General features: G+C 71.9%; 20 protein-coding genes. 9 read left to right on the top strand and 11 right to left on the bottom strand.

From position 1 onward, the window contains the following. The first annotated feature begins 254 nt into the window (after positions 1–254). Positions 255–1,904 carry a glycosyl hydrolase family 18 protein gene (locus AB0I60_RS29840; protein WP_360735502.1) on the top strand — a complete coding sequence of 550 codons (1,650 nt, stop codon included), beginning with the start codon at positions 255–257 and terminating at the stop codon, positions 1,902–1,904. A 23-nt stretch (positions 1,905–1,927) separates the two neighbouring features. On the opposite strand, the gene AB0I60_RS29835 is transcribed toward AB0I60_RS29840, so the two are convergent. Next, complete coding sequence (locus tag AB0I60_RS29835; RefSeq protein WP_360735500.1) at positions 1,928–2,329, bottom strand: hypothetical protein; 402 nt, start codon at positions 2,327–2,329, stop codon at positions 1,928–1,930. Between the two features lie 158 nt (positions 2,330–2,487). Further along, entirely contained in the window at positions 2,488–4,251 is a 1,764-nt protein-coding gene (locus tag AB0I60_RS29830; RefSeq protein ID WP_360735498.1) for a M14 family zinc carboxypeptidase, read from the bottom strand. Between the two features lie 334 nt (positions 4,252–4,585). Between AB0I60_RS29830 and AB0I60_RS29825 the strand changes: the two genes are divergently transcribed. After that, complete coding sequence (locus AB0I60_RS29825; protein WP_360735496.1) at positions 4,586–5,398, top strand: MerR family transcriptional regulator; 813 nt, start codon at positions 4,586–4,588, stop codon at positions 5,396–5,398. 24 nt (positions 5,399–5,422) lie between these two features. Here the strand turns inward: AB0I60_RS29825 and AB0I60_RS29820 are convergent, their stop codons facing one another. From AB0I60_RS29820 to AB0I60_RS29800, 5 genes are all read right to left on the bottom strand, one after another. Beyond that, on the bottom strand, positions 5,423–5,608 hold the full coding sequence (locus tag AB0I60_RS29820; protein WP_360735494.1) for a DUF397 domain-containing protein: 186 nt from the start codon (positions 5,606–5,608) through the stop codon (positions 5,423–5,425). A 63-nt stretch (positions 5,609–5,671) separates the two neighbouring features. After that, positions 5,672–5,857, bottom strand: coding sequence for a DUF397 domain-containing protein (locus AB0I60_RS29815; RefSeq protein WP_360735492.1), 186 nt, complete (start codon positions 5,855–5,857; stop codon positions 5,672–5,674). Positions 5,858–5,918: 61 nt separating this feature from the next. Beyond that, on the bottom strand, positions 5,919–6,104 hold the full coding sequence (locus AB0I60_RS29810) for a DUF397 domain-containing protein (protein ID WP_360735490.1): 186 nt from the start codon (positions 6,102–6,104) through the stop codon (positions 5,919–5,921). A gap of 63 nt (positions 6,105–6,167) precedes the next feature. Then, positions 6,168–6,353 carry a DUF397 domain-containing protein gene (locus tag AB0I60_RS29805; RefSeq protein WP_360735488.1) on the bottom strand — a complete coding sequence of 62 codons (186 nt, stop codon included), beginning with the start codon at positions 6,351–6,353 and terminating at the stop codon, positions 6,168–6,170. Positions 6,354–6,371: 18 nt separating this feature from the next. Beyond that, positions 6,372–7,229, bottom strand: coding sequence for a helix-turn-helix transcriptional regulator (locus AB0I60_RS29800; protein ID WP_360735486.1), 858 nt, complete (start codon positions 7,227–7,229; stop codon positions 6,372–6,374). Between the two features lie 126 nt (positions 7,230–7,355). On the opposite strand from AB0I60_RS29800, the gene AB0I60_RS29795 reads away from it, so the two are divergent. Then, positions 7,356–7,592, top strand: coding sequence for a hypothetical protein (locus AB0I60_RS29795; protein ID WP_360735484.1), 237 nt, complete (start codon positions 7,356–7,358; stop codon positions 7,590–7,592). Here AB0I60_RS29795 and AB0I60_RS29790 read toward each other — a convergent pair. After that, complete coding sequence (locus AB0I60_RS29790) at positions 7,583–9,754, bottom strand: ATP-dependent RecD-like DNA helicase (RefSeq protein ID WP_360735482.1); 2,172 nt, start codon at positions 9,752–9,754, stop codon at positions 7,583–7,585. The genes AB0I60_RS29795 and AB0I60_RS29790 overlap by 10 nt on opposite strands. Positions 9,755–9,882: 128 nt before the next feature. Between AB0I60_RS29790 and AB0I60_RS29785 the strand changes: the two genes are divergently transcribed. Both AB0I60_RS29785 and AB0I60_RS29780 read left to right on the top strand, forming a co-directional pair. Further along, entirely contained in the window at positions 9,883–10,548 is a 666-nt protein-coding gene (locus AB0I60_RS29785; protein ID WP_360735480.1) for a response regulator transcription factor, read from the top strand. A gap of 65 nt (positions 10,549–10,613) precedes the next feature. After that, positions 10,614–11,630: a HAMP domain-containing sensor histidine kinase gene (locus tag AB0I60_RS29780; protein ID WP_360735685.1), complete on the top strand. Its 1,017-nt coding sequence runs from the start codon at positions 10,614–10,616 to the stop codon at positions 11,628–11,630. Here the strand turns inward: AB0I60_RS29780 and AB0I60_RS29775 are convergent. Beyond that, complete coding sequence (locus AB0I60_RS29775) at positions 11,627–12,484, bottom strand: alpha/beta fold hydrolase (protein ID WP_360735478.1); 858 nt, start codon at positions 12,482–12,484, stop codon at positions 11,627–11,629. The two genes, AB0I60_RS29780 and AB0I60_RS29775, sit on opposite strands and share 4 nt — an antisense overlap. A gap of 252 nt (positions 12,485–12,736) precedes the next feature. Here AB0I60_RS29775 and AB0I60_RS29770 point away from each other — a divergent pair, with 252 nt between their 5' ends. Together AB0I60_RS29770 and AB0I60_RS29765 are read left to right on the top strand one after the other, a co-directional pair. Next, the gene (locus AB0I60_RS29770; protein ID WP_360735475.1) at positions 12,737–13,870 is read left to right on the top strand and encodes a mechanosensitive ion channel domain-containing protein; all 1,134 of its coding nucleotides are present in this window, start codon (positions 12,737–12,739) and stop codon (positions 13,868–13,870) included. 38 nt (positions 13,871–13,908) lie between these two features. After that, positions 13,909–14,343, top strand: coding sequence for a hypothetical protein (locus tag AB0I60_RS29765; protein WP_360735473.1), 435 nt, complete (start codon positions 13,909–13,911; stop codon positions 14,341–14,343). Positions 14,344–14,419: 76 nt separating this feature from the next. Here the strand turns inward: AB0I60_RS29765 and AB0I60_RS29760 are convergent, their stop codons facing one another. Next, positions 14,420–17,665 (bottom strand): S8 family serine peptidase, encoded by a 3,246-nt coding sequence (locus AB0I60_RS29760; protein WP_360735471.1) that lies wholly within the window; start codon positions 17,663–17,665, stop codon positions 14,420–14,422. 278 nt (positions 17,666–17,943) lie between these two features. Here AB0I60_RS29760 and AB0I60_RS29755 point away from each other — a divergent pair, with 278 nt between their 5' ends. Then, the gene (locus AB0I60_RS29755; protein WP_360735469.1) at positions 17,944–18,753 is read left to right on the top strand and encodes a hypothetical protein; all 810 of its coding nucleotides are present in this window, start codon (positions 17,944–17,946) and stop codon (positions 18,751–18,753) included. A 538-nt stretch (positions 18,754–19,291) separates the two neighbouring features. Next, positions 19,292–20,947: an FAD-binding dehydrogenase gene (locus AB0I60_RS29750; protein ID WP_360735467.1), complete on the top strand. Its 1,656-nt coding sequence runs from the start codon at positions 19,292–19,294 to the stop codon at positions 20,945–20,947. Positions 20,948–20,969: 22 nt separating this feature from the next. Here AB0I60_RS29750 and AB0I60_RS29745 read toward each other — a convergent pair whose 3' ends face one another. Further along, positions 20,970–23,651, bottom strand: coding sequence for a BTAD domain-containing putative transcriptional regulator (locus AB0I60_RS29745; RefSeq protein WP_360735465.1), 2,682 nt, complete (start codon positions 23,649–23,651; stop codon positions 20,970–20,972). Positions 23,652–23,666 lie beyond the last annotated feature (15 nt).

Genomic DNA, 23,666 nt, shown 5'->3' with positions numbered 1-23,666 from the left:
GAGCAACCGAGTCTGGCCAGGCCGGGGCCGGCCGGCGACCACCCGGAGGAGGAACCGGGAACCGCCTCCGGACGGACGCCGGCTACGACTCGGGTGTGGTGCGCACCCCTAGTGGTCACCTCTCCGTGGAAACGCTTCCACGGCCCGAACCACTAGTCCGTTCGAGTGACACAGTGGTCTAGACCTTGACCGTCAAGTGGTCTGAACCACATGTTCTTCTCAACCCTGCACTCCTTTCCCTGACGAGGAGCACGATGTCCAAGATCCGATGGCATCTCACAGCGCTGTTGGTGGCTGTCGCCACGATGGTCCTCGGTCTGGTCCTGGTCCCGGCCGCCAGCGGCGCGGGCGGCCTGTCCGCGGCCTTCACCAAGGGCTCGGACTGGGGGTCCGGCTACGAGGGCAAGTACACGATCCGCAACGCGAGCTCGGCCCCCATCTCCAGCTGGACCGTCGAGTTCGACCTGCCCGCCGGCCACAAGGTCGGCTCCCTGTGGGACGCCGGCTACACCACGAGCGGCCAGCACGTGACGGTCAAGAACACGTGGAACGGCAACATCGGTGTGGGCGCCTCGGTGAGCTTCGGCTTCAACATCGTCTACTCGGGCGCGTTCTCGGGCCCGGCGAACTGCAAGCTGAACGGCGCGTCCTGTGACGCCGGCGGCGGCACGACGACGACCACCACGACCACCACCACCACGACGACGACGGGCCCGACCACGTCGACGTCGACCTCCACGACGACCACCACCCCCACCACGACCACCACCACGACGCCGCCCCCCGGTTACAAGAACCTGGGCTACTTCGTGCAGTGGGGCGTCTACGGTCGCAACTACCACGTCAAGAACATCCACACCTCCGGCTCGGCCTCGAAGCTGACGCACATCAACTACGCGTTCGGCAACGTGACCGGCGGCCGGTGCACCGCGAACGACGACACCTACGCCGACTACGACAAGTTCTACGGCGCGGACACCAGCGTCGACGGCACGTCGGACTCGTGGGACGCGGGCGCCCTGCGCGGCAACTTCAACCAGCTGCGCAAGCTGAAGAAGATGTACCCGCACATCAAGATCCTGTGGTCGTTCGGCGGCTGGACCTGGTCCGGCGGCTTCGGCCAGGCCGCGCAGAACCCGACCGCGTTCGCCGAGTCCTGCTACAAGCTGGTCGAGGACCCGCGCTGGGCGGACGTGTTCGACGGCATCGACATCGACTGGGAGTACCCGAACGCCTGTGGCCTGTCCTGCGACAGCAGCGGCTTCGCGGCCTTCAAGAACGTCTCGCAGGCCCTCCGGGCGCGCTTCGGCTCCAGCAACCTGGTGACCGCCGCCATCACGGCCGACGCCAGCAACGGCGGCAAGCTCGACCTCGCCGACTACGGCGGCGCGGCGCAGTACCTCGACTGGTACAACGTCATGACCTACGACTTCTTCGGTGCCTGGGCGGCGCAGGGTCCGACGGCCCCGCACTCCCCGCTGACCTCCTACGCGGGCATCCCGCAGCAGGGCTTCACCACCGACGAGGCCATCCAGAAGCTGAAGAGCAAGGGCGTCCCGGCGTCCAAGCTGCTGCTCGGCATCGGCTTCTACGGCCGTGGCTGGACCGGCGTGACCCAGGCCGCCCCGGGCGGCACGGCGACCGACGGCGCCCCCGGCACGTACGAGAAGGGCATCGAGGACTACAAGGTCCTCAAGACCAAGTGCCCCTCGAACGGCACGGTGGCGGGGACCGCGTACGCCCACTGCGGCAACCAGTGGTGGAGCTACGACACCCCGGCCACGATCAACGGCAAGATGCAGTGGACCAAGCAGCAGGGCCTCGGCGGCGCGTTCTTCTGGTCGCTCGACGGTGACACCACCAACGGCGAGCTGGCCGCGGCGATGGGCAACGGCCTGAAGTAGGGCCCTGTCCGACGGCAGCACCGCTACTGAACGGGCCCCTGCGGGCGTCTCCCCCGCAGGGGCCCGTTCGCGTGCGCGGGCAGCAGGTCCACCGCGAACGCGGCGACCAGGAAGCACAGCGCGAACACCAGCGGCGCGAAGAACGTGGGCAGCCAGACGTAGCCGGACAGCGAGACGAGCAGCGTCACGCCGATCGCCGCGCCGGCGGCGAGCGCCGGCCGGCGCGCGCCGTAGCGGCGCAGCACCCACCACGACAGCACGCCGCTCCCGGCCACCCACAGCGCGGTGAAGCCGACGGCGACGGCGGGGAACACCGGGCGGTCGTCCAGCCCCCAGGCGAGCACGGCGAGGACGAACAGCCAACCCATCCCGAGCACCAGGCCGAGGGCCGGTGCGAGCAAGTAGCGACTGTCATTGCGCTTCATCGACCGATGGTGGCGCACGCCCGCCCCGCGCACACCGGCATCACCACCCGGACCACTCGATCGTCAGCACCCGTTCCGGCCCGGACGTGGAACGGCCCCGCAGGCGTCGTGCGCCTGCGGGGCCGCTCGTCGGCTCGTCCGACGTCCGTGGGACCGGATCAGGTGGTCAGGCTCCACGAGTCGATGTAGCCGGTGTCGGACGAGTAGACGTCCTGCACCTGGAGCTTCCACGCGCCGTTGCGCACCTCGGAGGAGGCGTTCACGGTGTAGGTGGTGTCGATGTTGTCGCCCGAGTCGTTGTTCGACGGCTTCAACCGGTAGGCCGTGCCGTCCGGCGCGACCAGGTCGAGCACCAGGTCACCCCGGTAGGTGTGCTTGATGTGCACCTCGACCTGCGTGGTGGTCGAGGCGTTGCCGGTGCAGCCCGAGACGGTGACGGAGCTGGACACGGCCGCGCCGGCGTCCGGGATGTTGACGTCGCCGTCGTTGGTCGCCTTCGCGCACGGGCCGGGCGGGTTGCCGGCGCCGCCGTACGGGTTGGCCGCCTTCTTCGCCGAGTACATCAGCATCGGCTTGACCTTCGGCCAGAACGTGGACGCCTGGCAGGAGTACGCCGGGAAGAAGCCGCTGCACGAACCGGAACCCGGCCCGATCTCCCACACGAACGACGCGACGCCCAGGTCGTCGTACACCCAGTCGTCGGTCGCGCCGGCGGCGTTGTAGAGCACCTCCCCGGGCTGGCCGTACTGCCACCCGCCCGCGATGGACGCCATCTCCCGCGCCATCGTGCGCAGCGGCGCGTCGTTGCCGGTCTTGTACTGCGTCGTCCAGCCCCACGGGAACAGCACGAGGTTGGAGTAGCTGTGCATGGAGATCACGACACCGGTGGTGTCGGCCGGCGCGGCGTCGGTGTTGCCGGTGCCGCGGCGGTCCTTGTACAGGTTGCGCCACAGCGCCTGGAGCGACCGCGTCTCGACCTCGGAGTTCGCCGACGGGCCCTTGTAGGTCTCGGCGCACGGCTGCGAGGACGTGCCCTCGCCGCCCCAGTGCGAGTTGGTGTTGCGGTTGAGGTCGATGCCGACGTGCGAGCCGGACGTGCCCGAGCAGTTGGAGCCGTTCGTGGTGTTGGCGTTCTTGCGCTGGTAGCGCGGCGAGTTGCCGCCCTGCTGCACGATGTTGACGCCGTCCGGGTTGGCGATCGGCACGACCCACACCTCGGTGGAGTCGAGCAGCGCGGTGACCTCGGCGTCGGTGCCGTAGCCCTGGGTGAGGTGGTCGATCCACCGGTACGCGACGTCGCCCGTGGTCAGCTCGCGGGCGTGCAGCTGGCCCATCACGAAGAACCGGGGCTTGGGCGCGCTCGTGCTCAGCGCGCAGTCGCCGGCGTTCTTCTTGGTGATGCAGATGGCCCGCAGGTCGTAGCCGCCCGCGCCCTGCGTCTTCTTCCACGAGTCGCCGTAGTCGACGGTCTGCGTGAGGTTCGGGTACTGCGAGGCGACCGCGTCGAGGTGCGCGAACTGGGCGTTCACCGTGCGGTAGCCGCCGTAGTAGGTCTCCTCCAGCGCGCCGGCGTCGAGCTGCTGCGACTTGCGCGCCGGCGGCGTCCACTGCGGGGCGGGCAGCACCTCGTCGACGGAGCTGGTGAAGCCCTCGCCGGTCAGCTTCTGGCCGGTGGCCTGGTCGCCGAGGACGAACAGGTACTCGCCGTCGCGCTGCTCCAGCACGTCGAAGCCGCGCGAGAGCAGGTTCTGCGCGGCCTTGCCCAGCGGGGCGTGCACCTTGTAGACGTACGTCGGACCGGCCTGGGCTGCGGCGACCTCGGGTGCAGGGCCCGCAGTGCCGGGTACGCCGCCGTTGATCACGGCGGCGGCTGTGACACCGGCTATGGCCAGCGTCACCAGTGAACGTCTTGTCGACTTCACGGTGGTTCTCCTCCTATGCAGGGTTGAGCAGGAGAATGGGCCAAAACCGGTGCCGTGCACACCCTCCGACCGGCCATACCTCACGCTTATGGGCGCAGGTTGCACCGCACGGCCCTGATCCGGGTGCCAGGTCGTTGCACCGATCATCCGTACGGAACCGATGCGGAGGGCGGAACCGGCGAAATTCGTCGCAGAGCGTGCACGACGACCGCCCGTGTGCCGCGTGAACTCCTTTCGGTGAGACTTCCGGGTGAAGATCGTGGTTCGCGCTGGGGTCGGGCTTGACCCCGCCCCTGGGGCACGCCCGAAGGTCGTCCCCGTGGAGGAGGAGCGGATGGCACGGCTGCTCGGGACCGGCGAGTTCGCGCGCAGGTCGCGGCTCTCGCTCAAGGCGCTGAGGCTCTACGAGCGCCAGGGGCTCGTGGTGCCGGCGGAGGTCGACCCGTCCAACGGCTACCGCCGGTACCGGGAGGACCAGTTGGCGCACGCCCGCCTGGTGCTGCTGCTGCGCCGGCTCGACATGCCGTTGGCCGAGGTCGCCCGCGTCGTCGCCGCGCCCGTCGAGGAGCGAGCCGCGCTGCTCGACGGGTACTGGGACGAGGTCGAGCGCCGGGTGGCCGTGCAGCGGCACCTCGCCGCCTACCTCCACGTGCTGATGTCCGCAGGAGAGGGGTTGTCGGAGATGTTCCAGGTAGAGCAGCGGGACGTGCCGGAGCAGGTCGTGCTGACCGAGCAGCGGCACGTGCTCCAGCCCGCGCTGACGGGGTGGATCCAGGAGGGCATGGACCGGTTGCTGGGTGCCACGGCCCAGTTCGGCGGCCTGTCGGCGGCCGGGCTGGTGATCTACCACGGCGAGGTCACCGAGGACAGCGACGGCCCGGTGGAGATCGCCCTGCCGATCGCCGCACCCACCCCGCCCCCGGGCGTGGCCGCGCGGGTCGAACCGGCCCACCGCGAGGCGTACGTGCGCCTGAAGAAGCGCGAGGTGGTGTACCCGGAGATCCTGGGCGCGTACGAGGCCGTCGCGGCGTGGATCAAGCAGAACGGGCTGGAGGAGGCGGGAGCACCGCGCGAGGTCTACTTCGCGGACTGGTCGACGACGGGGCCGGAGGACGACGTCTGCGACATCGCGTTCCCGGTGAAGTAGCGGATCGGGGCGCGGTGCCCGCGGCTAGCGCTTGAGCAGGGCGAGCAACGCGCCGAAGGACCGGGCGGACACGACCACCAGACCACCCGCCCGGTTCTTCGTGTCCCGCACAGCGCAGCGACCTGCGGCCACGGCCACCTCCACGCACGTCCCGTTGTCCTCGGTGTGGCTGGAGGTCTTGAAGTTGGCGCTGGAGAAGTCGGGAGTCATGACGGGGACCGCCTTTCCGACTCAGGCGTACTCCCGAGCCACACGTCGAACTGAGCCTTGCAGCTACACCTTCAGCCGAGCGAGCAACGCACCAAACGACCGAGCGGGCACGACCACCAGACCACCCGCCCGGTTCTTCGTGTCCCGCACAGCGCAGCGACCTGAGGCCACGGCCACCTCCACGCACGTCCCGTTGTTCTCGGTAAAGGTCGACGTCTTGAACCGAGCGGCCGAGAAGTCCGGGGCCATGGTGGGACCGCCTTTCCGCCTCAGGGGTACTCCGGAGCCACACGCTGGACTGAGTTCGCGGCTACACCTTCAGCCGAGCGAGCAACGCGCCGAACGACCGTGCAGGCACGACCACCAGACCACCCGCCCGGTTCTTGCTGTCCCGCAGCGCGAAGAACCCCGGGACCACTGCCACCTCAACACACGTCCCGCTGCCGTCGGTGTGGCTGGAGGTCTTGAACTTGGCGCTGGAGAAGTCGGGAGTCATGACAGGGACCGCCTTTCCGGCTCAGGCGTACTCCCGAGCCACACGCCGGACCGAGCCTCGCAGCTACACCTTCAACCGAGCGAGCAACGCACCAAACGACCGAGCGGACACGACCACCAGACCACCCGCCCGGTTCTTCGTGTCACGCACCGCGAAGAACCCCGGGACCACTGCCACCTCGACACACGTGCCGTTGTCCTGCGTGTAGCCGGAGGTCTTGAAGCGGCCAGTCGTGAAGTCCGGCGCCATGGCGGACCACCCTTCAGGTCAGGCGTACTGCTGGGCAACGACCTTGATGAACCGTCTCGATTGTTCCAGCCCGAGGGCGTCGGCTGTAAGGCTGCTCCACAGATTTCCGTACGCCGCGACCTCGGTGTGCCCGTCCAGGTAGTCGGCGTCGTGCAGGTTCTCGACGTAGACCATGTCCAGCGGCGGCGCGGAGGCCGGTGCCGGGATGCGCAGAAGGGTGAACGCGAACGCGTTGCCTACACCCATCGAGTCGAACGGCAGGATCTGGAGCCGGACGTTCGACCGCCTGCTCACCGAATCGAGGTGGAGCATCTGCTCGTGCATCACCGCGTTGCCGCCGAAGACCCTCCGCAGGCAACTCTCGCTCACCACGAAGCCCACCTCCGCCGGATGCCGGCGGAACATCACTTCCTGCCGCTCCAGACGGGTTGTCACGATGTCGTCCACCGAAGCGGGCTCGGTCCTGGGGCTGCGATCGAGCATGGCCCGCATGTAAGCCTCGGTCTGCAACAGGCCGGGAACCAACTCCGAGCCGTAGTGGCGGATCAGGTTCGAGTCGACTTCGAAGTCGTAGTAGGGCCGCTGCTCCATCGGCACGGTCGCCCGGTGTCCCAGCCACCGGCCGCGCTGGCTGCGGGTTCGGGCGAGTTCGACTATTTCGGCCTTCTGCTCCTCGGTGTGGACGTCGTAGCGGTCCAGCAGCATCTTCGCGTCGCCGGGCGTCAGGCCCTCCCGCCCGCGCTCCATCTTCGTGACGCGGGTCGTGTCGCGCCCGAGGAGCTTCGCCACCTCTTTCGGCTCGACCCCCGCTTTGAGCCGGGCCTCGCGCATGTAGATCGACAAGAACTTCAGCCGGACCGTGGGGGTCAAGGCCATTCGCGTCATCCGATCGAGTCAATTGCTGTACAGCAGTTGCAAAACAAGGCTGCCGACGACCAGGCTAGCAACCGCCCGGCCCACTCCCGGTCGACCGGATCCCGCACCACCCGAAAGGGGACAGCCATGTCCGAGACTTCGAACCACGACCAGTGCCACCCGCCGCGTGAGTGGCTGGTGCGCTGTTCCGACGACGCCCACCGGCCCGCCGTCTGCTCGATCGCCGTCACCGACGGCACCGTGGAGCTGTGGCTCGCCGAGCACGCCATGATCAGCCTGGACGGGTCCGAGATCGCGCGGTTCCAGGTCGCGTTCGCCGACGCCGCCGCCTTGGCTCGTGGGGACCTCGCCCGTCAGGGCTGACGCAGGCGGTGGTCCAGTGCGGTGTGGCGGCGGCCCGCTCCCACCGTGCGGACGGCCTGGCCGATCGCCTTGCGGGAGCCCACCAGCACCACCAGCTTCTTCGCCCGCGTCACCGCCGTGTACAGCAGGTTCCGCTGCAACATCATCCACGCCGAAGTCGTGATTGGAATGACCACGCACGGGTACTCACTGCCCTGTGAGCGATGAATCGTCATGGCGTAGGCATGGGTCAGTTCGTCCAGTTCGCCGAACTCATAGTCCACGTCCTCGTCCTCGTCCGTCTTCACGGTCAACTTCTGCTCCACCGCGTCGATGGCTGTGACCACGCCCAATGTCCCGTTGAAGACGCCGTTGGACCCCTTGTCGTAGTTGTTCCGGATCTGCGTCACCTTGTCCCCGACGCGGAACACCCGGCCGCCGAACCGCCGTTCCGGCAGGTCCTTCACCGCCGGGGTCAGCGCTTCCTGGAGCACCGCGTTCAGCGCGCCCGCCCCGGCCGGTCCCCGGTGCATCGGGGCCAGCACCTGGATGTCCTTGCGCGGGTCGAGGCCGAACTTGCGCGGGATGCGCCGGGCGACGACGTCGACGGTGAGCGCCGCCGCGTCCTCCGCCTCCTCCGCCGGGAACAGGAAGAAGTCCTCCAGGCCCTGCACGAGCGGGTGGTCGCCGGCGTTGATCCGGTGCGCGTTGGTCACCACGCCGGACTGCTGCGCCTGCCGGAAGACGTGCGTCAGCCGGACGTTGGGCACCGGGCTGTCCACGGCCAGCACGTCCCGCAGCACCTCACCTGCGCCGACCGACGGCAACTGGTCGACGTCGCCGACCAGCAGCAGGTGCGCCCCCGGCGGCACGGCCTTGACCAGCTTGTTGGCCAGCAGCAGGTCCAGCATCGACGCCTCGTCCACGACGACCAGGTCGGCGTCCAGCGGCCGGTCGCGGTCGAACGCGGCGTCGCCGCCGGGCTTGAGCTCCAGCAACCGGTGCACGGTCCGCGCCTCGTGGCCGGTCAGCTCGGCGAGCCTCTTCGCGGCCCGGCCGGTCGGCGCGGCGAGCACGACCTTGGCGCGCTTGGCCACCGCCAGCCGCACGATCGACCGCACGGTGAAGCTCTTGCCGCACCCCGGTCCGCCGGTCAGCACGGCGACCTTGCGGGTCAGCGCCAGCTTGACCGCGTCGCGCTGCTTGTCCTCCAGCGACGCGCCCAGCCACGCGAACGCCCGGTCCCAGTCGACGCCGTCGAACGCGGGCATCCGGTCCTCGCCGGTCCGCAGCAGCCGCAGCAGCTGTCCCGCCAGTGAGATCTCCGCGCGGTGGAACGGGATGAGGTAGACGGCCGGTTCGCCGTCCGGCATCACCTCCCGCACCACGCCCTCCTCCGCCACCAGCTCGGCCAGGCAGTCGATGACCAGCCCGGCGTCCACCTGGAGGATCTTGATCGCCTCGCCGATGAGCTGGTTCTCCGGCAGGAAGCAGTCACCGCCGCCGGTCGCCTCGGACAGCGCGAACTGGAGGCCCGCCTTGACCCGCTGCGGGCTGTCGTGGGGGATGCCGACCGCCTTGGCGATGGTGTCTGCGGTGCGGAAGCCGATCCCCCAGACGTCCGTGGCCAGCCGGTACGGCTCGGTGCGCACGACCTCGACCGACTTCTCCTGGTACTGCTTGAAGATCCGTACCGCCAGCGACGTCGAGACGCCGACGCCCTGGAGGAAGACCATGACCTCCTTGATGGCCTTCTGCTCCTCCCACGCGGCGGCGATGAGCTTGGTCCGCTTGGGTCCGAGCTTCGGCACCTCGACCAACCGCTCGGGGCTCTGCTCGATGACGTCGAGCGCGTCGACGCCGAAGTGCGTGACGATCCGGTCGGCGAGCACCGGCCCGATCCCCTTGATCAAACCCGACCCGAGGTAGCGGCGGATGCCCTGGATGGTCGCGGGCAGCACGGTCGTGTAGTCGTCCACGTGGAACTGCTTGCCGTACTGGGGGTGCGACCCCCACCGACCGCGCATCCGGATCGACTCGCCGGGCTGCGCGCCCAGCAGCGCGCCGACCACGGTGACCAGGTCCCCGCCGCGCCCGGTGTCGACGCGGGCGACGGTGTAGCCGGTCTCCTCGTTGGCGAACGTGATCCGCTCCAGCACCGCTTCCAGGACCGCGTCCGACACCCCGCCACCCTAGCCCCCGGGTCCGCGCCGCGCGGGCGGCGCTGCGCCGGGGAGCGCCGGGGTTGCCTCCACGGGACGTTCACAACTCTCACCGCTCCTCTCCACCCCGCGCACCTAGAGTCCAGGGCATGACTCGCCGGGTTCTGGTGGTCGAGGACGACCTGACCATCGCTTCTTCCGTCGCCGCGCGGCTGCGCGCCGAGGGCTTCGACGTCGACCTGGCGCACGACGGGCCGTCCGCCGTCGCCCAGGCCGGTGACGTCGACCTGGTCGTGCTGGACGTGATGCTGCCCGGGTTCGACGGGCTGGAGGTGTGCCGCCGCATCCAGGCCGAGCGGCCGGTGCCGGTGCTCATGCTGACCGCGCGCGGTGACGAGACCGACCTGCTGGTGGGGCTGGCGGTGGGCGCGGACGACTACCTGACCAAGCCGTTCTCCATCCGGGAGCTGGCCGCGCGGGTGCACGCCCTGCTGCGCCGGGTGGAGCGCTCGGCCGCGCCGCCGAACCGGATCTCGGTGGCCGACGTGGAGATCGACCTGGCGGAGCGGCGGGTGTCGCGGGCCGGCGAGGAGGCCCACCTGACGCCGACGGAGTTCGAGCTGCTGGTGCACCTGGCCGAACGGCCGCGCGCGGTGCAGTCGCGGGAACGGCTGCTCGGCGCGGTGTGGGGGTGGCCGGACGGCACCGGGACGCGGACCGTCGACAGCCACATCAAGGCGTTGCGGCGCAAGCTCGGCACGGACCTGATCCGGACCGTGCACGGTGTCGGCTACGCGCTGGAGGTGCCCCGGTGAGCGCACGGCCCGCCGCGCTGCCGACGGGTGCCCAGGTGGGTGCGCGGGCGGCTGCCGCCGCTGTGCTGGAGTTCCTGCCGCGCCCGCTGGACCCGGTCCGCTCGATCAAGGTCAAGCTCGGCATCCTGCTGGTGTCGTCGGGCGCGGTGGGCCTGTCCTACTTCTGGTGGCAGATGAAGTGGCTGCCGGTCGTGACCACGATCGGCGCGCTGACCGCCGCCCTGTGCACGTCGCAGGTGCTGGCGCACGGCATGACCCGGCCGCTGCGCGAGATGACCGCCGCCGCCCGCGCGATGCGGCGCGGGGACTACAGCCGGCGCGTGCGGGCCACCGCGCGCGACGAGGTGGGCGAGCTGGCCGGGGCGTTCAACCAGATGGCGGCCGACCTGGCCGCCGCCGACCGGCAGCGGCGGGAGCTGATCGCCAACGTGTCGCACGAGCTGCGCACGCCGATCACCGCGTTGCAGAACGTGCTGGAGAACGTGGTCGACGGGGTGGTCCCGCCGGACTCGGCGACCATGCGCACCGCGCTGGCGCAGACCGAGCGCCTGGGCCGGCTGGTGACCGAGCTGCTGGACCTGTCCCGGATCGACGCCGGGGCGCACCGCCTGGAGCTGGCCGAGTTCCCGGTGGGACCGCTGCTGGACGAGGTGGTGGCGGAGGCTTCGGTGACCGACCGGGGGGTTCGGTTCACCGTGGACGTCCAGCCGCCGACCGCGACCGCCACCGCCGACCGGGCCCGGCTGCACCAGGTCGTGGTCAACCTGCTGGACAACGCCGCGCGGCACGGCCCGGCGGGCGGCGAGGTGCGGCTGACCGCGCGGGTCGGCACGAACCTGGTGCTGGAGGTCTCCGACGACGGTCCGGGCATCCCGCCGGAGGACCGCGAGCGGGTGTTCGAGCGGTTCACCCGTGGTGAGCGGGCGGGCGGCGGCGGCACCGGCCTGGGGCTGAACATCGCCCGCTGGATCATCGACCTGCACGGCGGCACGATCGCCGTGGTCGACGGCGGTCCGGGCTGCCGCATCCGGGCGACGGTGCCGGTGGTGCCGCGCGCTGCGGTCGCCCCGGATCCCGCCTAACGCTCTCCAGAGGCCGGCGGTGGCGTGTGGGCGGCGATGTGGTCGGCGGCCAGCCGCGCGATCTCGCGGGGGTGCGTGAGGGGTGCCCAGTGGCCGGCGTCGAGGGTGCGGCGGCGCAGGTCCGGGGCCCAGCGGTGCACGTCCTGGAGCACGCCGGCGGTCACGTAGGTGTCCCGGAGCAGGTGGACGAGCTGCACGGGGACGTCGGTGCGGCGGACGCGCGGTGACCGGAGGCGCGGGATGAAGTTGGCCCTGTACAGCGACATCCCGCGCACGCCGTCCTCCACGACCGACTCCGACGCGTGCGCCCGCGCGCCTTCGAGGCGGCGCAGCACCTGCCCCCAGCGCGGGCCGACCAGCGTGCGCCACACCAGCGGCGCGACCAGCGGGAGGTGGAACGCGGCGACGTACCAGGAGTGCAGCAGTTGCCGGGCGTGCGCGGCGGTCGGCCGGGTCCGCAGCCAGTGGCCGACGTGGTCCAGGCAGGGGCCGGAGATCGAGGTGTAGGAGGCGATCCGCGCGCCCGGCGCGGTCACCGCCTCCCACGCCTGGATCGAGCCCCAGTCGTGCGCGACGACGTGCACCGGCTCGTCCGGGCTGACCGCACCGGCCACTGCGGACAGGTCGCGGGCCAGCACCGGCAGCCGGTACGCGGCGAGCCCGCGCGGCTTGTCCGACGCGCCGGCGCCGCGCACGTCGTAGGTGACGACGTGGAAGTCCTCGGCCAGGACGTCCACGACCCCGTCCCACACGCGGTGCGTGTCCGGGTAGCCGTGCACCAGCACCACGGTGGGCGCGGACCGGTCACCCCGCTCGTGCACGGACAGCCGCACGCCTTCGGACTCCACGAACACGGTTCCTCCACCAGGGCCGGAAGCGGCCGGTCACCCCTTGTGAACTGGCCGAATGTTGACTACTGGGAAGTAGCTCTCAGAAGTTGCGCGACGGTAGCAACACGGCCCGGTGGGCACAACGCGTCGGGTTCGCGCGCTCGGACGCCCGGCGGCGGGGGTTCGGAGCGCCGACGTGACGAATGTCCTCGCGGCGAATGGGTGATCCACCCGTTGGGTAGGGCAGGAGGACGTGCCTACGAGGAGGAGGAGTCTGTGCTCGTCGCTGTGCTCGCGTTCGCCGGCCCCGTCCTGGTCGCCCTGGTGGCCGTGACGCTCGTGCACCGGGTGGTGCGCCGGATCGGGCGGCGGTCGGCCCTGTTCGCCGGGCTGGCCCGGCGCGCGCACAAGCCGGCCCTCGTCGTGGCGGTGCTGGTGGCGGTGCAGTTCGCGCTGGGGGTGGTGGCCCGGGGCGAGTGGCGGCCGGTGGCGCTGCACGCCGTCGGGGTGGCGCTGATCCTCGCCGGGGCGTGGCTGCTGGGCGCGCTGCTGGTGGTGGTCGAGGACGCCACGCTGGCCCGCATCCGGGTGGACGTGTCCGACAACCGGCACGCGCGGCGCGTGCACACGCAGATCACGCTGGTGCGGCGGGTCACCGTGGTGGTCGTCGGGGTGCTGGCCGCCGCCGGGGTGCTGATGACCTTCCCCGCCGCGCGGGCGGCCGGGACGAGCCTGCTGGCGTCGGCCGGCGTGATCGGCGCCATCGCGGCGCTGGCCGCGCAGTCGTTGCTGGGCAACGTGTTCGCCGGGGTGCAGATCGCCTTCTCCGACGCGCTGCGGCTGGACGACGTGGTGGTGGTCGAGGAGCAGTGGGGACGGGTCGAGGACATCACCCTGACCTACGTGGTGGTGCACCTGTGGGACGACCGGCGGCTGATCCTGCCCACCGCGTACTTCCTCAAGACGCCCTTCGAGAACTGGACGCGGACGCAGTCGGCGCTGCTCGGCACGGTGGAGCTGGACCTGGACTGGACCGTGCCGGTGGAGGACCTGCGGCAGGAGCTGCGGCACGCCGTGGAGGGCGTCGACCTGTGGGACGGCCGGGTGTGCGTGGCGCAGGTGACCGGCGCGGTGGGGTCGTTCGTGCGGGTGCGCGCGCTGGTCAGCGCCGTCGACGCGGGCCGGCTGTGGGACCTGCGCTGCCTGGTGCGGGAGCACCTGGTGGCGTGGCTGCGGACCTGCCACCCGGAGGCGCTGCCGCAGGTGCGGGTCCGCGACCTGCCGCCGCACCGCAGCACCCGCGACAGCCCGCTGTCCGGTTCGGACAACCGGGTGTTCGGCGAGAGCGCGGACGGCCAGGAGCGGGTGCAGGCGTTCAGCGGCCCGGAGGCAACCAACCGGCCGGGTTGATCCGTCCTCGGGTCAGGACGGTTCGGGAGGGGTGGGCGATGAAGCGACTGGCAGTGGGCCTGGTGTGCCTGGTGGTGACGGGGTGCGCGGCTCCGGCCGCCGACCACGGTCGGGCGTCGGCACCGACGACCGGCGGCACGACCGCCGCCACCACACCCGCTCCCACGACTACGACGCACGCGGAGGTGCCCGTGCCCGCCAAGCTCAGCCCGCACGGCAAGGACGTGCTGGCCAAGGCCCGCCAGAACGGCGTGGCGTCCGTGGTGCTGGTGATCTCCACCGAGGCGGGGGCCACCGAGCGGACGGCGACGGCGCTGCGCGAGCTGGGCGCGACCGTCGAGGCGACCGACGCGTCGATCGGCTACCTGCGGGCGTCCGTGCCGGTCGCCGACGTGGACCGGGTGACGGCCGTGGACGGCGTGCGCCAGGTGGACGTGGACGAGCCGATCGGCCAACCCGACCCGACGCCCTGAGCCGCCCGGCAGCCCGGCGAAAGGAGCAGGGCCGCCCCCGGCGAACCGGGGACGGCCCTGCACTCGGTCCGGAAGATCAGACCACGTTCTGCACGATCACCGCGCTGCGGCCGACGACCGCGCCCTCGCTGGTCTGCACGGTCAGCTCACCGCGCAGCACGCGGCCCGCGCCGGCCTGACCGGTGGCGGTCACGACGCCGGGAACGGTCCACGTCGCGCCGGCCGTGCGGTCGGCGTCGGTGTCCGTCACGGCCACGGTGCCGAGACCGGCCACCGCGTACACGTCGATGTAGTCGTACTCCGTCGTGCCCGACGGCACCGCGTACCCGTCGACCTGGATGCGCCACGCGCCCGCAGCCGGGTTCGTGACCGTGAACGACTCCTCGGAGTCACCGTCCGCCGTCTGCCCGAACAGCACGCACGTGCCGGTCGTGCAGTTGTAGACGAACAGGTCGAGGTCGGCCGAGATGTCGCTCGGCTTGCCGATGGTCGCCCGCAGCGACGACGAACCCGCCGGGACGGTCACGTCGTAGGTCTGCGAGACGCCCTCCGCGATGGACGGGCGGGCGATCTTCGCGCTGGACAGCGCGCCGCCGACGAGCCGGCCGTTGAACGCCGCCAGGCTGTTCGTGACCGAGTAGCTGCGGTCGATGCCCACGCCGGTCTGCGCCGAGGCGATGGTGTCGGGGTCGGGGCTGACCGAGGTGCCCAGCACCGACGCCGTCACGGTGTACGGCGCGTTGTCCGCGTCGGAGGTCCGCCGCGACTCGACCACGATCTCCCACACGCCCGGGAGCGGGTTGGCGACCGTGCGGCTGGTGGGCGTGCCACCGGCGCAGCCACCGCCCGCGTCGGGGTTGTAGCAGTTGGTCGACGTGGTGGTGTCCGCCGGCACGCCGTACGGGTCGAAGCGCAGGAAGCGGAGCTGGCCCTTGCCGGCCTCGGCGCCGCCGCCGGCCAGGTCGACCTTCAGCGCGCTGGTGCCGACCGGCACCTTCACGAAGATGCTCTGCGACTGGTTGCGCGGGATGGTGGTCGTCTTCGACACCGCGAACTTCTTCGCGGCGACGAACTCGTCCGCCGCGAACACCGTGTTCAGCGTGAACACGTCGACGCCCCGGGTGCCCGGGTTGTCCAGCTTGAGCACGGCCGAGTGCACGCCCGCCTTGGTCGGCTTGACCTTGACGTCGAACGTGACCGGCTTGTTCAGCGGCAGGCTGACCAGGGACTTGGACGAGAACGTGCCGTCGTTGCCCTGCCAGGTGGCGAGGAACTGCTGGTTGCGGTCCGGGCCCGTGGTGCGGGTCAGGGTGTACGTGCGCACGTACTCCTTGCCGATGGTGACGCCCTCGCGGTCGTGGATGCCCACGCCCGTGTTCGGGGTCTGCAGCAGCGCCGACAGCGCCGTGTTGACCGTGACCGAGGTGGTCACGTTCTGCACGTTCGGGTGGGCGTTGAGCTGCTGCCACGACTTCTGCACGTCGAACAGGCCGGAACCCTGCTCGTACGCCTTGAGCGAGGAGACCCACTTGGCGCCGGACTGGATGGCGTTGCGCAGCTCCAGCACGGTCGGCCGCTCGCCGGCGTGCTCCGCCTTGAACGCGCTGACCAGCAGCGCGGCGGCACCGGTCGCCTGCGGCGAGGCCATCGACGTGCCGTTGAACATCGCGTAGCCGGGCGGCAGCTCGTAGGTGCCGGCCACCGGGCCGGGCACCTGCCACTGCGGCACGGTGGAGATCGCCGAGCCGGGCGCGACGATGTTGGGCTTGAAGCCGCCGTCCTCGCGCGGGCCGCGCGAGGAGAAGCCGTGCAGGTTCTCCTTCTGCGCGGTGACCGAGCCGTAGTTCGACAGCCAGGTGTCCCTGGTGATGTACGAGCCGACGCTGATCGCGTCCGTCGTCACCGAGGGGTCGCCGACGGTGTTCGCGCCCGCGCCGCTGTTGCCCGCCGAGATGAAGATCTGCATGTTGTACTCGGCGATGGTGCGGTTGTAGAGCTCCGAGCGCGCGTTGTTGCCGTCGTTGAGCGCCGGCAGGCCGCCGATCGAGATGTTGACGACGTCGGCGCCGTTGCGGGCCGCGTAGAGCACGCCGTCGATCAGGCCGGACGAGGTGCACGACGGGGTCGACAGGCAGACCTTGACCGCCATCAGCTTCGCGCCGGGGGCCGCGCCGGTGGCCTTGCCGCCGAACAGCTTGTTGGCGGCGGTGATGCCCGCGACGTGCGTGCCGTGCGCGGCGGCCGAGATGCCGATGTTGACGTACGCCTGGCCGGCGTTGTCGTAGATCGAGCGGTCGGTCTGCACCACGAACGCGACGGTGTCCAGCACCGGGGTGCCGGGGTTGTCGGTGCCGAAGTGGCCGACGTCCTTCTTGTACTTGTAGTCGATCATGGCGCGCTCGTCGGTGAAGTCGCCGTCACCGTCGACGTCCACCCGGACTTCCTTGGTGGTGATGTCCTGGAGCACGCCGAACGCGTCCACGCGGTCGCCGTCGCGGTTGATGTCGCCGCCGGTCTCGCTGGCCGCCAGGCCCAGGTCGCCCGCCGTCTCGCGGAACAGGCCGAAGCTGTACGGGCCGCCGGTCGCGGGGGCCTTGTAGGTGGCGCCGCCGTTGGTGAACGTGCCGGTGTAGCGGCCGGCGACCTGGATCCAGGTGCCGTCGCCGGAGTTCGTGGCGTTGGCGTTGTACCAGTCGACGATCTTGCGCTCACCGGTGGTCGTGGTGGCCAGCGCCGGGTGGTCCAGGTCGATGCCGCTGTCCAGGATGGCGATGGTCGTGCCGCGACCGTCCCAGGTGCGGTGCTCGTCGGTGAACTGCGCCGCCTTGGTGTCCTGGATCGGCATGTACGGGTTCTTCTTGGGCGTCTTCGCGCCCGGCGCGTTCTGCGGCAGCGGCGTCGTGGCGCCGTCCGGGCGCGGGTCGTCCAGCGCCACCAGGCCGTCGACGTCGATCGCGTTGACGGAGGCCAGCTTGGCGGCCTTCTCGGCGTTGCCGCGCGGCACGGAGACCTTGAGGTACTCGACGTCCCGCTCGGTGGACTCGACCACGCCGCCGAGGGCCTTGAGGTCGTCCGCTGCGGAGTCCAGCTTGCCCGGCTCGGCCGCGACCAGCAGGGTCACGTTCTCCTGGCCGGCCTTCTCGGCCTCGGCCAACTGCTCGCGGTCCTGCTTGTCCAGGCCCTTGTCGGTGGACGCGGGCGCGGTCGGCGCTTCCTGCGCGACGGCCGGAGCGGCGGCGAAGCCGAACCCAGTCGTGCCCAGTACGGCGGCCAGCAGGGCCGCACTGGTGCGGTGTCTCCACCGACTTCCTGAGTTGATCACGGCGCAAACCCTTCGTGGGGAAAGATTGGCGCAAGCACATCTCCCCAGGTCTTCCGCGACAATAGGACGAACAGCCCAATAGATATGTCCACATTGGACTGAACGGGGTATTGCGCGACCGTGCGCGAAGTGCCGCGCCGGTTGCGGGCCGGGGCGACCCCTCCAGTCAAGAGCCGACCGGCCGGAATGTCAAACACTGTCAACGGTGAAACCCTGGACGCGGTCTTGAAGGGGTAACAAATCGCACATCAACACGATGACGAGCACACTGGCACACCGTGGACGCGGAACCGATCGACCGGATCGCCGACGAGCTGTACGCGCTCTCGCCGGCGCGGTTCGTCGCGGCCCGGGACGCCCACGCGCGGGCCGCCCTGGAGCACGGCGACAAGGCGTTGGCCAAGGAGGTCGCGGCGCTGCGCAAGCCGACCGCCTCGGCGTGGGCGCTCAACCGGCTGGCCCGGTCCGGGGCCGCCGAGCTGGCCGAGGCGGTCGCTCTGGGTGATCAGCTCCGGGCCGCCCAGGAGGAGCTGCGGGGCGGCGCGCTGCGCGAGCTGGGTGCCCGGCGCAAGGTCGTGCTCACCGCCCTCGTGCGGCGGACCGAGGAGCTGGCGCGCGACGCCGGGGCACCGCTGGGGCCCGACGCCGTGCAGCAGGTGCGGTCCACGCTGACCGCCGCCCTGGCGGACGCCGTGCTGGCCGCGCGCATCCGGGCCGGGCGCCTGGTCAAGCCCGTCGACCAGTCCGGCTTCGGCCCCCTGGCCGAGGCGGGCACGCCGGTCCGGGACGACCTCGCACCCCGCCGTGAGCAGCGGCGGGAGCGGAAGCTGGCGGAGGCGCGCGACGACATCGAGCACGCGCGCTCGGAGGTCGGGTCGGCGGACGCGGCGGTCGACGAGGCCGAGGCGGCGCTGGTCGAGCGGGAGGACCACGCGGCGGCCCTGCGGACCGAGCTGCGCCGCGCGCAGCAGGCGGAGCAGGAGGCCGCCACGCGGGTCGAGCGGGCCAAGCGGAAGGCGACTGCGGCACGTGACCGGCTGGCCTCCGCCGAACGGAGGATGACCGAGCTTCGCGGCGACTCTGTGTAGTGACGCTGGACACCCCGGGAACACGTGTGCTATATCGCCCGTTGTACGGGAGGTCGGCGCGCGGATGCCGCCCGGACGTCAGGACCCACCGCCGTCCGCTCCCCCACGGGCGCGGCGGGTCCTCTCCCCGAGACGATCCCGGAGCGCCCGCGCGACCCGGCCGCCGTCGGCCGGGCGGAACCCCCTCACCGAACGGCCGGCGGCCCTGACCGGATCGCCCGTGCGCGCGCAGCGGACACCGCCGCGCCCGCACGGGCGTCCGGCACATTTCCCGGGCGGCAGCCCTTTCCGGATCTCCTGCAAATTTGCAGGAGATCCGCGCATTCGGCCGCACTCCGCCAATCGGGTCGGCAAATGGACCGGTGACGCCGCCGCGTGTTCTTCCTCCCGGAACGAGCGCCCCTCGAACTCCACACCACCCGGACCGGCGGCGCGTGAACAACTCGGAAGCACCGGCACCGCCCGCACGAGCGCCGCCGGGGGCGCACACGGGCGGGCGAGCCTCGTCCGGCCGGCGACCGGGATCTAGACTCGCCCGATGGCACAGGACGCGGATGTCATCGTCGTCGGTGGCGGCCTCGCGGGGCTCGTCGCAACCGCCGAGCTCGCCGACGCGGGCCGCCGGGTCATCCTGCTCGACCAGGAGCCGGAGGCGTCCCTGGGCGGCCAGGCGTTCTGGTCCTTCGGCGGGTTGTTCCTGGTCGGCACGCCCGAGCAGCGGCGGCTGCTGGTCAAGGACTCCGCCGACCTGGCGATGCAGGACTGGCTGGGCTCCGCCGCGTTCGACCGCGACAGCGACCACTGGCCGCGCAAGTGGGCCGAGGCGTACGTGCACTTCGCCGCCGGCGAGAAGCGGCGGTGGCTGCACGGCATGGGCGTGCGCTGGTTCCCGTTCGTGCAGTGGGCGGAACGCGGCGGGTACCTCGCCGACGGGCACGGCAACTCGGTGCCCCGCTTCCACGTCACCTGGGGCACCGGCCCGGCCCTCGTGGAACCGTTCGAGCGCCGCGTGCGCGCCGCCGTCGCCCGGGGGCTGGTGCGACTGGCGTTCCGGCACCGCGTCACGGAGCTGACCACCACCGGCGGCGTCGTGGACGGCGTGCGCGGCGAGGTGCTGGAGCCGAGCGCGGCCCGGCGCGGCGAGCCCAGCTCGCGGGTCGTGGCCGGCGGGTTCGAGCTGCGCGCGCAGGCCGTCGTCGTCACCTCCGGCGGCATCGGCGGCAACCACGAGGTGGTGCGCCGCAACTGGCCCGCCCGGCTCGGCACGCCGCCCGAGCACCTGCTCTCCGGCGTGCCCGACCACGTGGACGGTCGGATGCTCCAGGTCGTGCAGGGCGCCGGCGGCGGGATCGTCAACGAGGACCGCATGTGGCACTACCCCGAGGGCATCGCCAACTACGCGCCGATCTGGAGCAGGCACGGCATCCGCATCCTGCCCGGCCCGTCGTCGCTGTGGCTGGACGCGACCGGCGTGCGGCTGCCGATCCCGCTGTTCCCGGGCTTCGACGCGCTGGGCTCGCTGGAGCACGTCGTGAAGAGCGGCCACGGGTACTCGTGGTTCGTGCTCAACCAGCGGATCATCGGCAAGGAGTTCGCCCTGTCCGGCTCCGAGCAGAACCCGGACCTGACCGGCAAGGACGTCCTCCAGGTGCTCAAGCGGGCGCTGCCCGGCGCGGTCGCGCCCGTCGAGGAGTTCGCCAAGCGGTCCAGCGAGTTCATCTCGGCGCGCAGCGTCGCGGAACTGGCGGCGGGCATGAACGGGCTGGCCGGCAACGACCTGATCGACGCCACCGCGCTGCACCGGGTGATCGTGGAGCGCGACCGGCAGGTCGTCTCGGGGCTGGGCAAGGACTCGCAGGTGAACGCGGCCCGCTCGGCCCGCAGGTTCCTCACCGACAAGCTCATCCGGGTGGCCCCGCCGCACCGGCTGCTGGACCCGGGGGCGGGGCCGCTGATCGCGGTCCGGCTGTCGGTGCTGACCCGCAAGACGTTGGGCGGCCTGCACACCGACCTGTCCGGCCGGGTGCTCAAGGACGACGGCACCGTGCTGCCCGGGGTGTACGCGGCGGGCGAGGCGGCGGGCTTCGGCGGCGGCGGCGTGCACGGCTACCGCGCCCTGGAAGGCACCTTCCTCGGCGGCTGCCTGTTCTCCGGCCGGGTGGCCGGCCGCGCCGCCGCCGACGCCGTCCGCTGACCCGGCGGCCGGTGCGGCGGGTTCAGCCGGCGGCGGTGTTGGGGTCCAGCTTGCGGGCCACGTCGTCGGCGTCGGCCAGCCGCAGGTCGCGGTACAGGTTCAGGGCCGCGAGCCAGTGCGGCACGGCCGCCTCCACGCCCTCCGACTGCTCCAGCACGTCGCCGATCTCCCGGTGGCACAGCGCCTCCTGGTACCGGTCGCCCAGCCGCTCGGCCAGCGCCAGCCCGGCCCGGTAGGACTCCAGCGCCTCGTCCAGCCGACCGAGCTGCAACGACGCCGTCCCCACCGTGTGCAGGGTCGCCGTGTGCGCCTTGGACGGCGCCACCGACGTGAACAGGCTCAGCGCCTCGGCCGCGTGCTTCAACGCCTCCTCGGGCTGGTGCTTGCGCAGCAGCACGTTCGCCAGGTTGTTGCGCACGCTGGCCTGGGAACGCTCGTCACCCACCTCGCGCGCGATCTCCAGCGCCTCCAGGAGGGTCGCCTGCGCCCGGTCCAGCCGGTCGTCCGCCATCAGGCAGTAGCCGAGGTTGGCCAGCGCCGCCACGACCAGGTGCCGGTCGTCGCCCGCCAGCTCCGCCGCGCGGGTGCAGGTCTCGACGGCCTCCTCGATCCGCCCCAGCTCGGCCAGCGTGGAGCCCAGGCGCAGCAGGAAGGTGGCCTCGGCGTGCGCGTCGCCGAGGTCGTGCGCCGCCACCGCCCCGATCCGGCACAGCGCCAGCCGGTCCAGCCGGTTGCCGCGCCGGAAGTGGAACGCGTCCAGGCACAGCGCGAGCTGCCAGGTGCGCTCGCGCTGCCCGCTGTTGAGCGCGACGTCCAGCGCCAGCCCCAGGTTCGCCTCCTCCCGCGTGAACCAGTCCAGCGCGGCGGCGTGCGAGGGCAGCTCCGGGAAGCTCGCGGGCAGGTGCTCGCGCGAGCGGAACGGCCGGACGTGGTCCGACAGGTGCGCCCGCGCGGCGTCCGCGACGTGCAGGTAGTAGTCCAGCAGGCGCGAGGTCGACACGGCTTTGTCCACATCGGACTCGCCGGCCGCCAGGTGGTGGGTGAACAGCCGCACCAGGTCGTGCCGCGAGTACCGGTCGGGGGTGGACTCGTGCAGCAGGTTCGCGTAGGCGAGCGTCCGCAGGTGGGTGCGCGCGCTGACCGCGTTGATGTCCAGCAGCGCGGCGGCCGTGTAGCTGTCCAGGTCGGTGCCCGGGTGCAGCCCCAGCCTGCGCAGCAGCCGGGCCGCGCCCTCGGGCAGCTCCCGGTAGCTCACCGCGAGCGCCGCGTGCACGCCCCGCCCCGCCTCCGGCAGCTCCAGCGCGGACAGCCGGTGCTGCTCGTCGCGCAGCTCGTCGACCAGCGACTGGACCGTCCAGCGCGGTCGGGACGCCAGTCGCGCGCCCGCGATCCGCAGCGCCAGCGGCAGCCGGTCGCACAGCTCGACCAGCTCCGCCACGGCGTCGGGCTCCTGCTCGATCCGGTGCCGGCCCAGCACGGCGGCGAGCAGGCACTCCGCGCCCTCGGCCGGCAGGGTCTGGACGTGCAGCGCCGACGCGCCCTCGGTCACCACGAGGTCGTCCAGCCGGTGCCGGCTGGTCACCAGCACCTGGCAGCCGGCGGAGCCGGGCAGCAGCGGCCGGACCTGCTCGGCCGAGCGGGCGTTGTCCAGGAACACCAGCACCCGCCGCCCGGCCAGCAGCGACCGGAACTGGGCGGCCTGCGCCTCCAGGTCGGCCGCGATCTGCGAGTCGGCCAGGCCCAGCGACCGCAGGAAGCCGACCAGCGCGGTGCGCGGGTCCAGCGGCTCGGTCTCGTCGAACCCCCGCAGGTTGACGAAGAGCTGGCCGTCCGGGAACTGCGCGGCCACCCGGTGCGCCCAGCGCAGCGCCAGCGCGGTCTTGCCGACGCCCGCCGGGCCCACCAGGAGGCCGATCGCCGAGTCGCCGGCCAGGTTCAGCGCGAGGTCCGACAGCTCCGGTTCGCGGCCCACGAAACCCCGGTGCTCACGGGGCAGCTGCGCGGGGACGGGCCCGCGCTCGACGGGTGTCGGCGCGGTGTCGCCGGCCAGCACGGCCTGGTAGGCGTCCCGCAGCTCCGGGCCGGGGTCGACGCCCAGCTCCTCGGCCAGCCGCTCCCGCGCGCGGTGGAACAGCTCCAGCGCCTCGGCCTGCCGCCCGGTCCGGTGCAGCGCGAGCACCAGCCGGGCCACCAGCGGTTCGCGCAGCGGGTGCTCGGCCACCGCGTCGCGCAGGCCGGGCACCGCCTCCGAGGCCCGGTCGAGCCGGAACAGCCGGGTGGCCAGCTCCTGCACGGCGACCAGCCGCAGCTCGTCCAGCTTCGCGGTGACCGCCTCGCGCACCCCGGCGCCCGGCACGTCCGCCAGCAGCGGCCCGCGCCACAGCGCCAGGGCCTCGGTCAGCAGGCCCACCGCGCGCTCGTCGGGTGCGTCGCGCGCGGCGGCGACCAGGTCCTCGAAGCGGAACACGTCGACCGCGTCCCGCTCGGCGGTCAGCACGTAGCCGGGCGCGCGGGTGATCAGCACCACGCCGCCGACCAGCACCTTGCGCAGCTGGGCGATGTGTCCCTGGAGGGCGGCTTTGGCCTGCGGCGGGGGTGAGCCGTCCCACACGAGCCAGAGCAGGCGGTCGCCCGACACCACCCGGTTGAGTTCCAGCGCCAGTGCGGCCAGGACCGCCCGGCGCTTCGCCGCGCCCAGTCGCACGGCACTGCCACCTGC

The organism is Actinosynnema sp. NPDC050436 (genome assembly GCF_040655415.1).
In the GTDB taxonomy this organism is placed as follows: Bacteria; Actinomycetota; Actinomycetes; order Mycobacteriales; family Pseudonocardiaceae; genus Actinosynnema.
Note: the sequence above shows the minus strand (reverse complement) of the source record. Positions and strands in the feature narration are given on the sequence as shown.

Bases quoted from the DNA above. Each gene is read 5' to 3' on its own strand.
- AB0I60_RS29840 (WP_360735502.1), top strand. From the start codon at position 255: ATGTCCAAGATCCGATGGCATCTCACAGCGCTGTTGGTGGCTGTCGCC.
- AB0I60_RS29835 (WP_360735500.1), bottom strand. From the start codon at position 2,329: ATGAAGCGCAATGACAGTCGCTACTTGCTCGCACCGGCCCTCGGCCTG.
- AB0I60_RS29825 (WP_360735496.1), top strand. From the start codon at position 4,586: ATGGCACGGCTGCTCGGGACCGGCGAGTTCGCGCGCAGGTCGCGGCTC.
- AB0I60_RS29820 (WP_360735494.1), bottom strand. From the start codon at position 5,608: ATGACTCCCGACTTCTCCAGCGCCAACTTCAAGACCTCCAGCCACACC.
- AB0I60_RS29815 (WP_360735492.1), bottom strand. From the start codon at position 5,857: ATGGCCCCGGACTTCTCGGCCGCTCGGTTCAAGACGTCGACCTTTACC.
- AB0I60_RS29810 (WP_360735490.1), bottom strand. From the start codon at position 6,104: ATGACTCCCGACTTCTCCAGCGCCAAGTTCAAGACCTCCAGCCACACC.
- AB0I60_RS29805 (WP_360735488.1), bottom strand. From the start codon at position 6,353: ATGGCGCCGGACTTCACGACTGGCCGCTTCAAGACCTCCGGCTACACG.
- AB0I60_RS29800 (WP_360735486.1), bottom strand. From the start codon at position 7,229: ATGGCCTTGACCCCCACGGTCCGGCTGAAGTTCTTGTCGATCTACATG.
- AB0I60_RS29795 (WP_360735484.1), top strand. From the start codon at position 7,356: ATGTCCGAGACTTCGAACCACGACCAGTGCCACCCGCCGCGTGAGTGG.
- AB0I60_RS29785 (WP_360735480.1), top strand. From the start codon at position 9,883: ATGACTCGCCGGGTTCTGGTGGTCGAGGACGACCTGACCATCGCTTCT.
- AB0I60_RS29765 (WP_360735473.1), top strand. From the start codon at position 13,909: ATGAAGCGACTGGCAGTGGGCCTGGTGTGCCTGGTGGTGACGGGGTGC.
- AB0I60_RS29750 (WP_360735467.1), top strand. From the start codon at position 19,292: ATGGCACAGGACGCGGATGTCATCGTCGTCGGTGGCGGCCTCGCGGGG.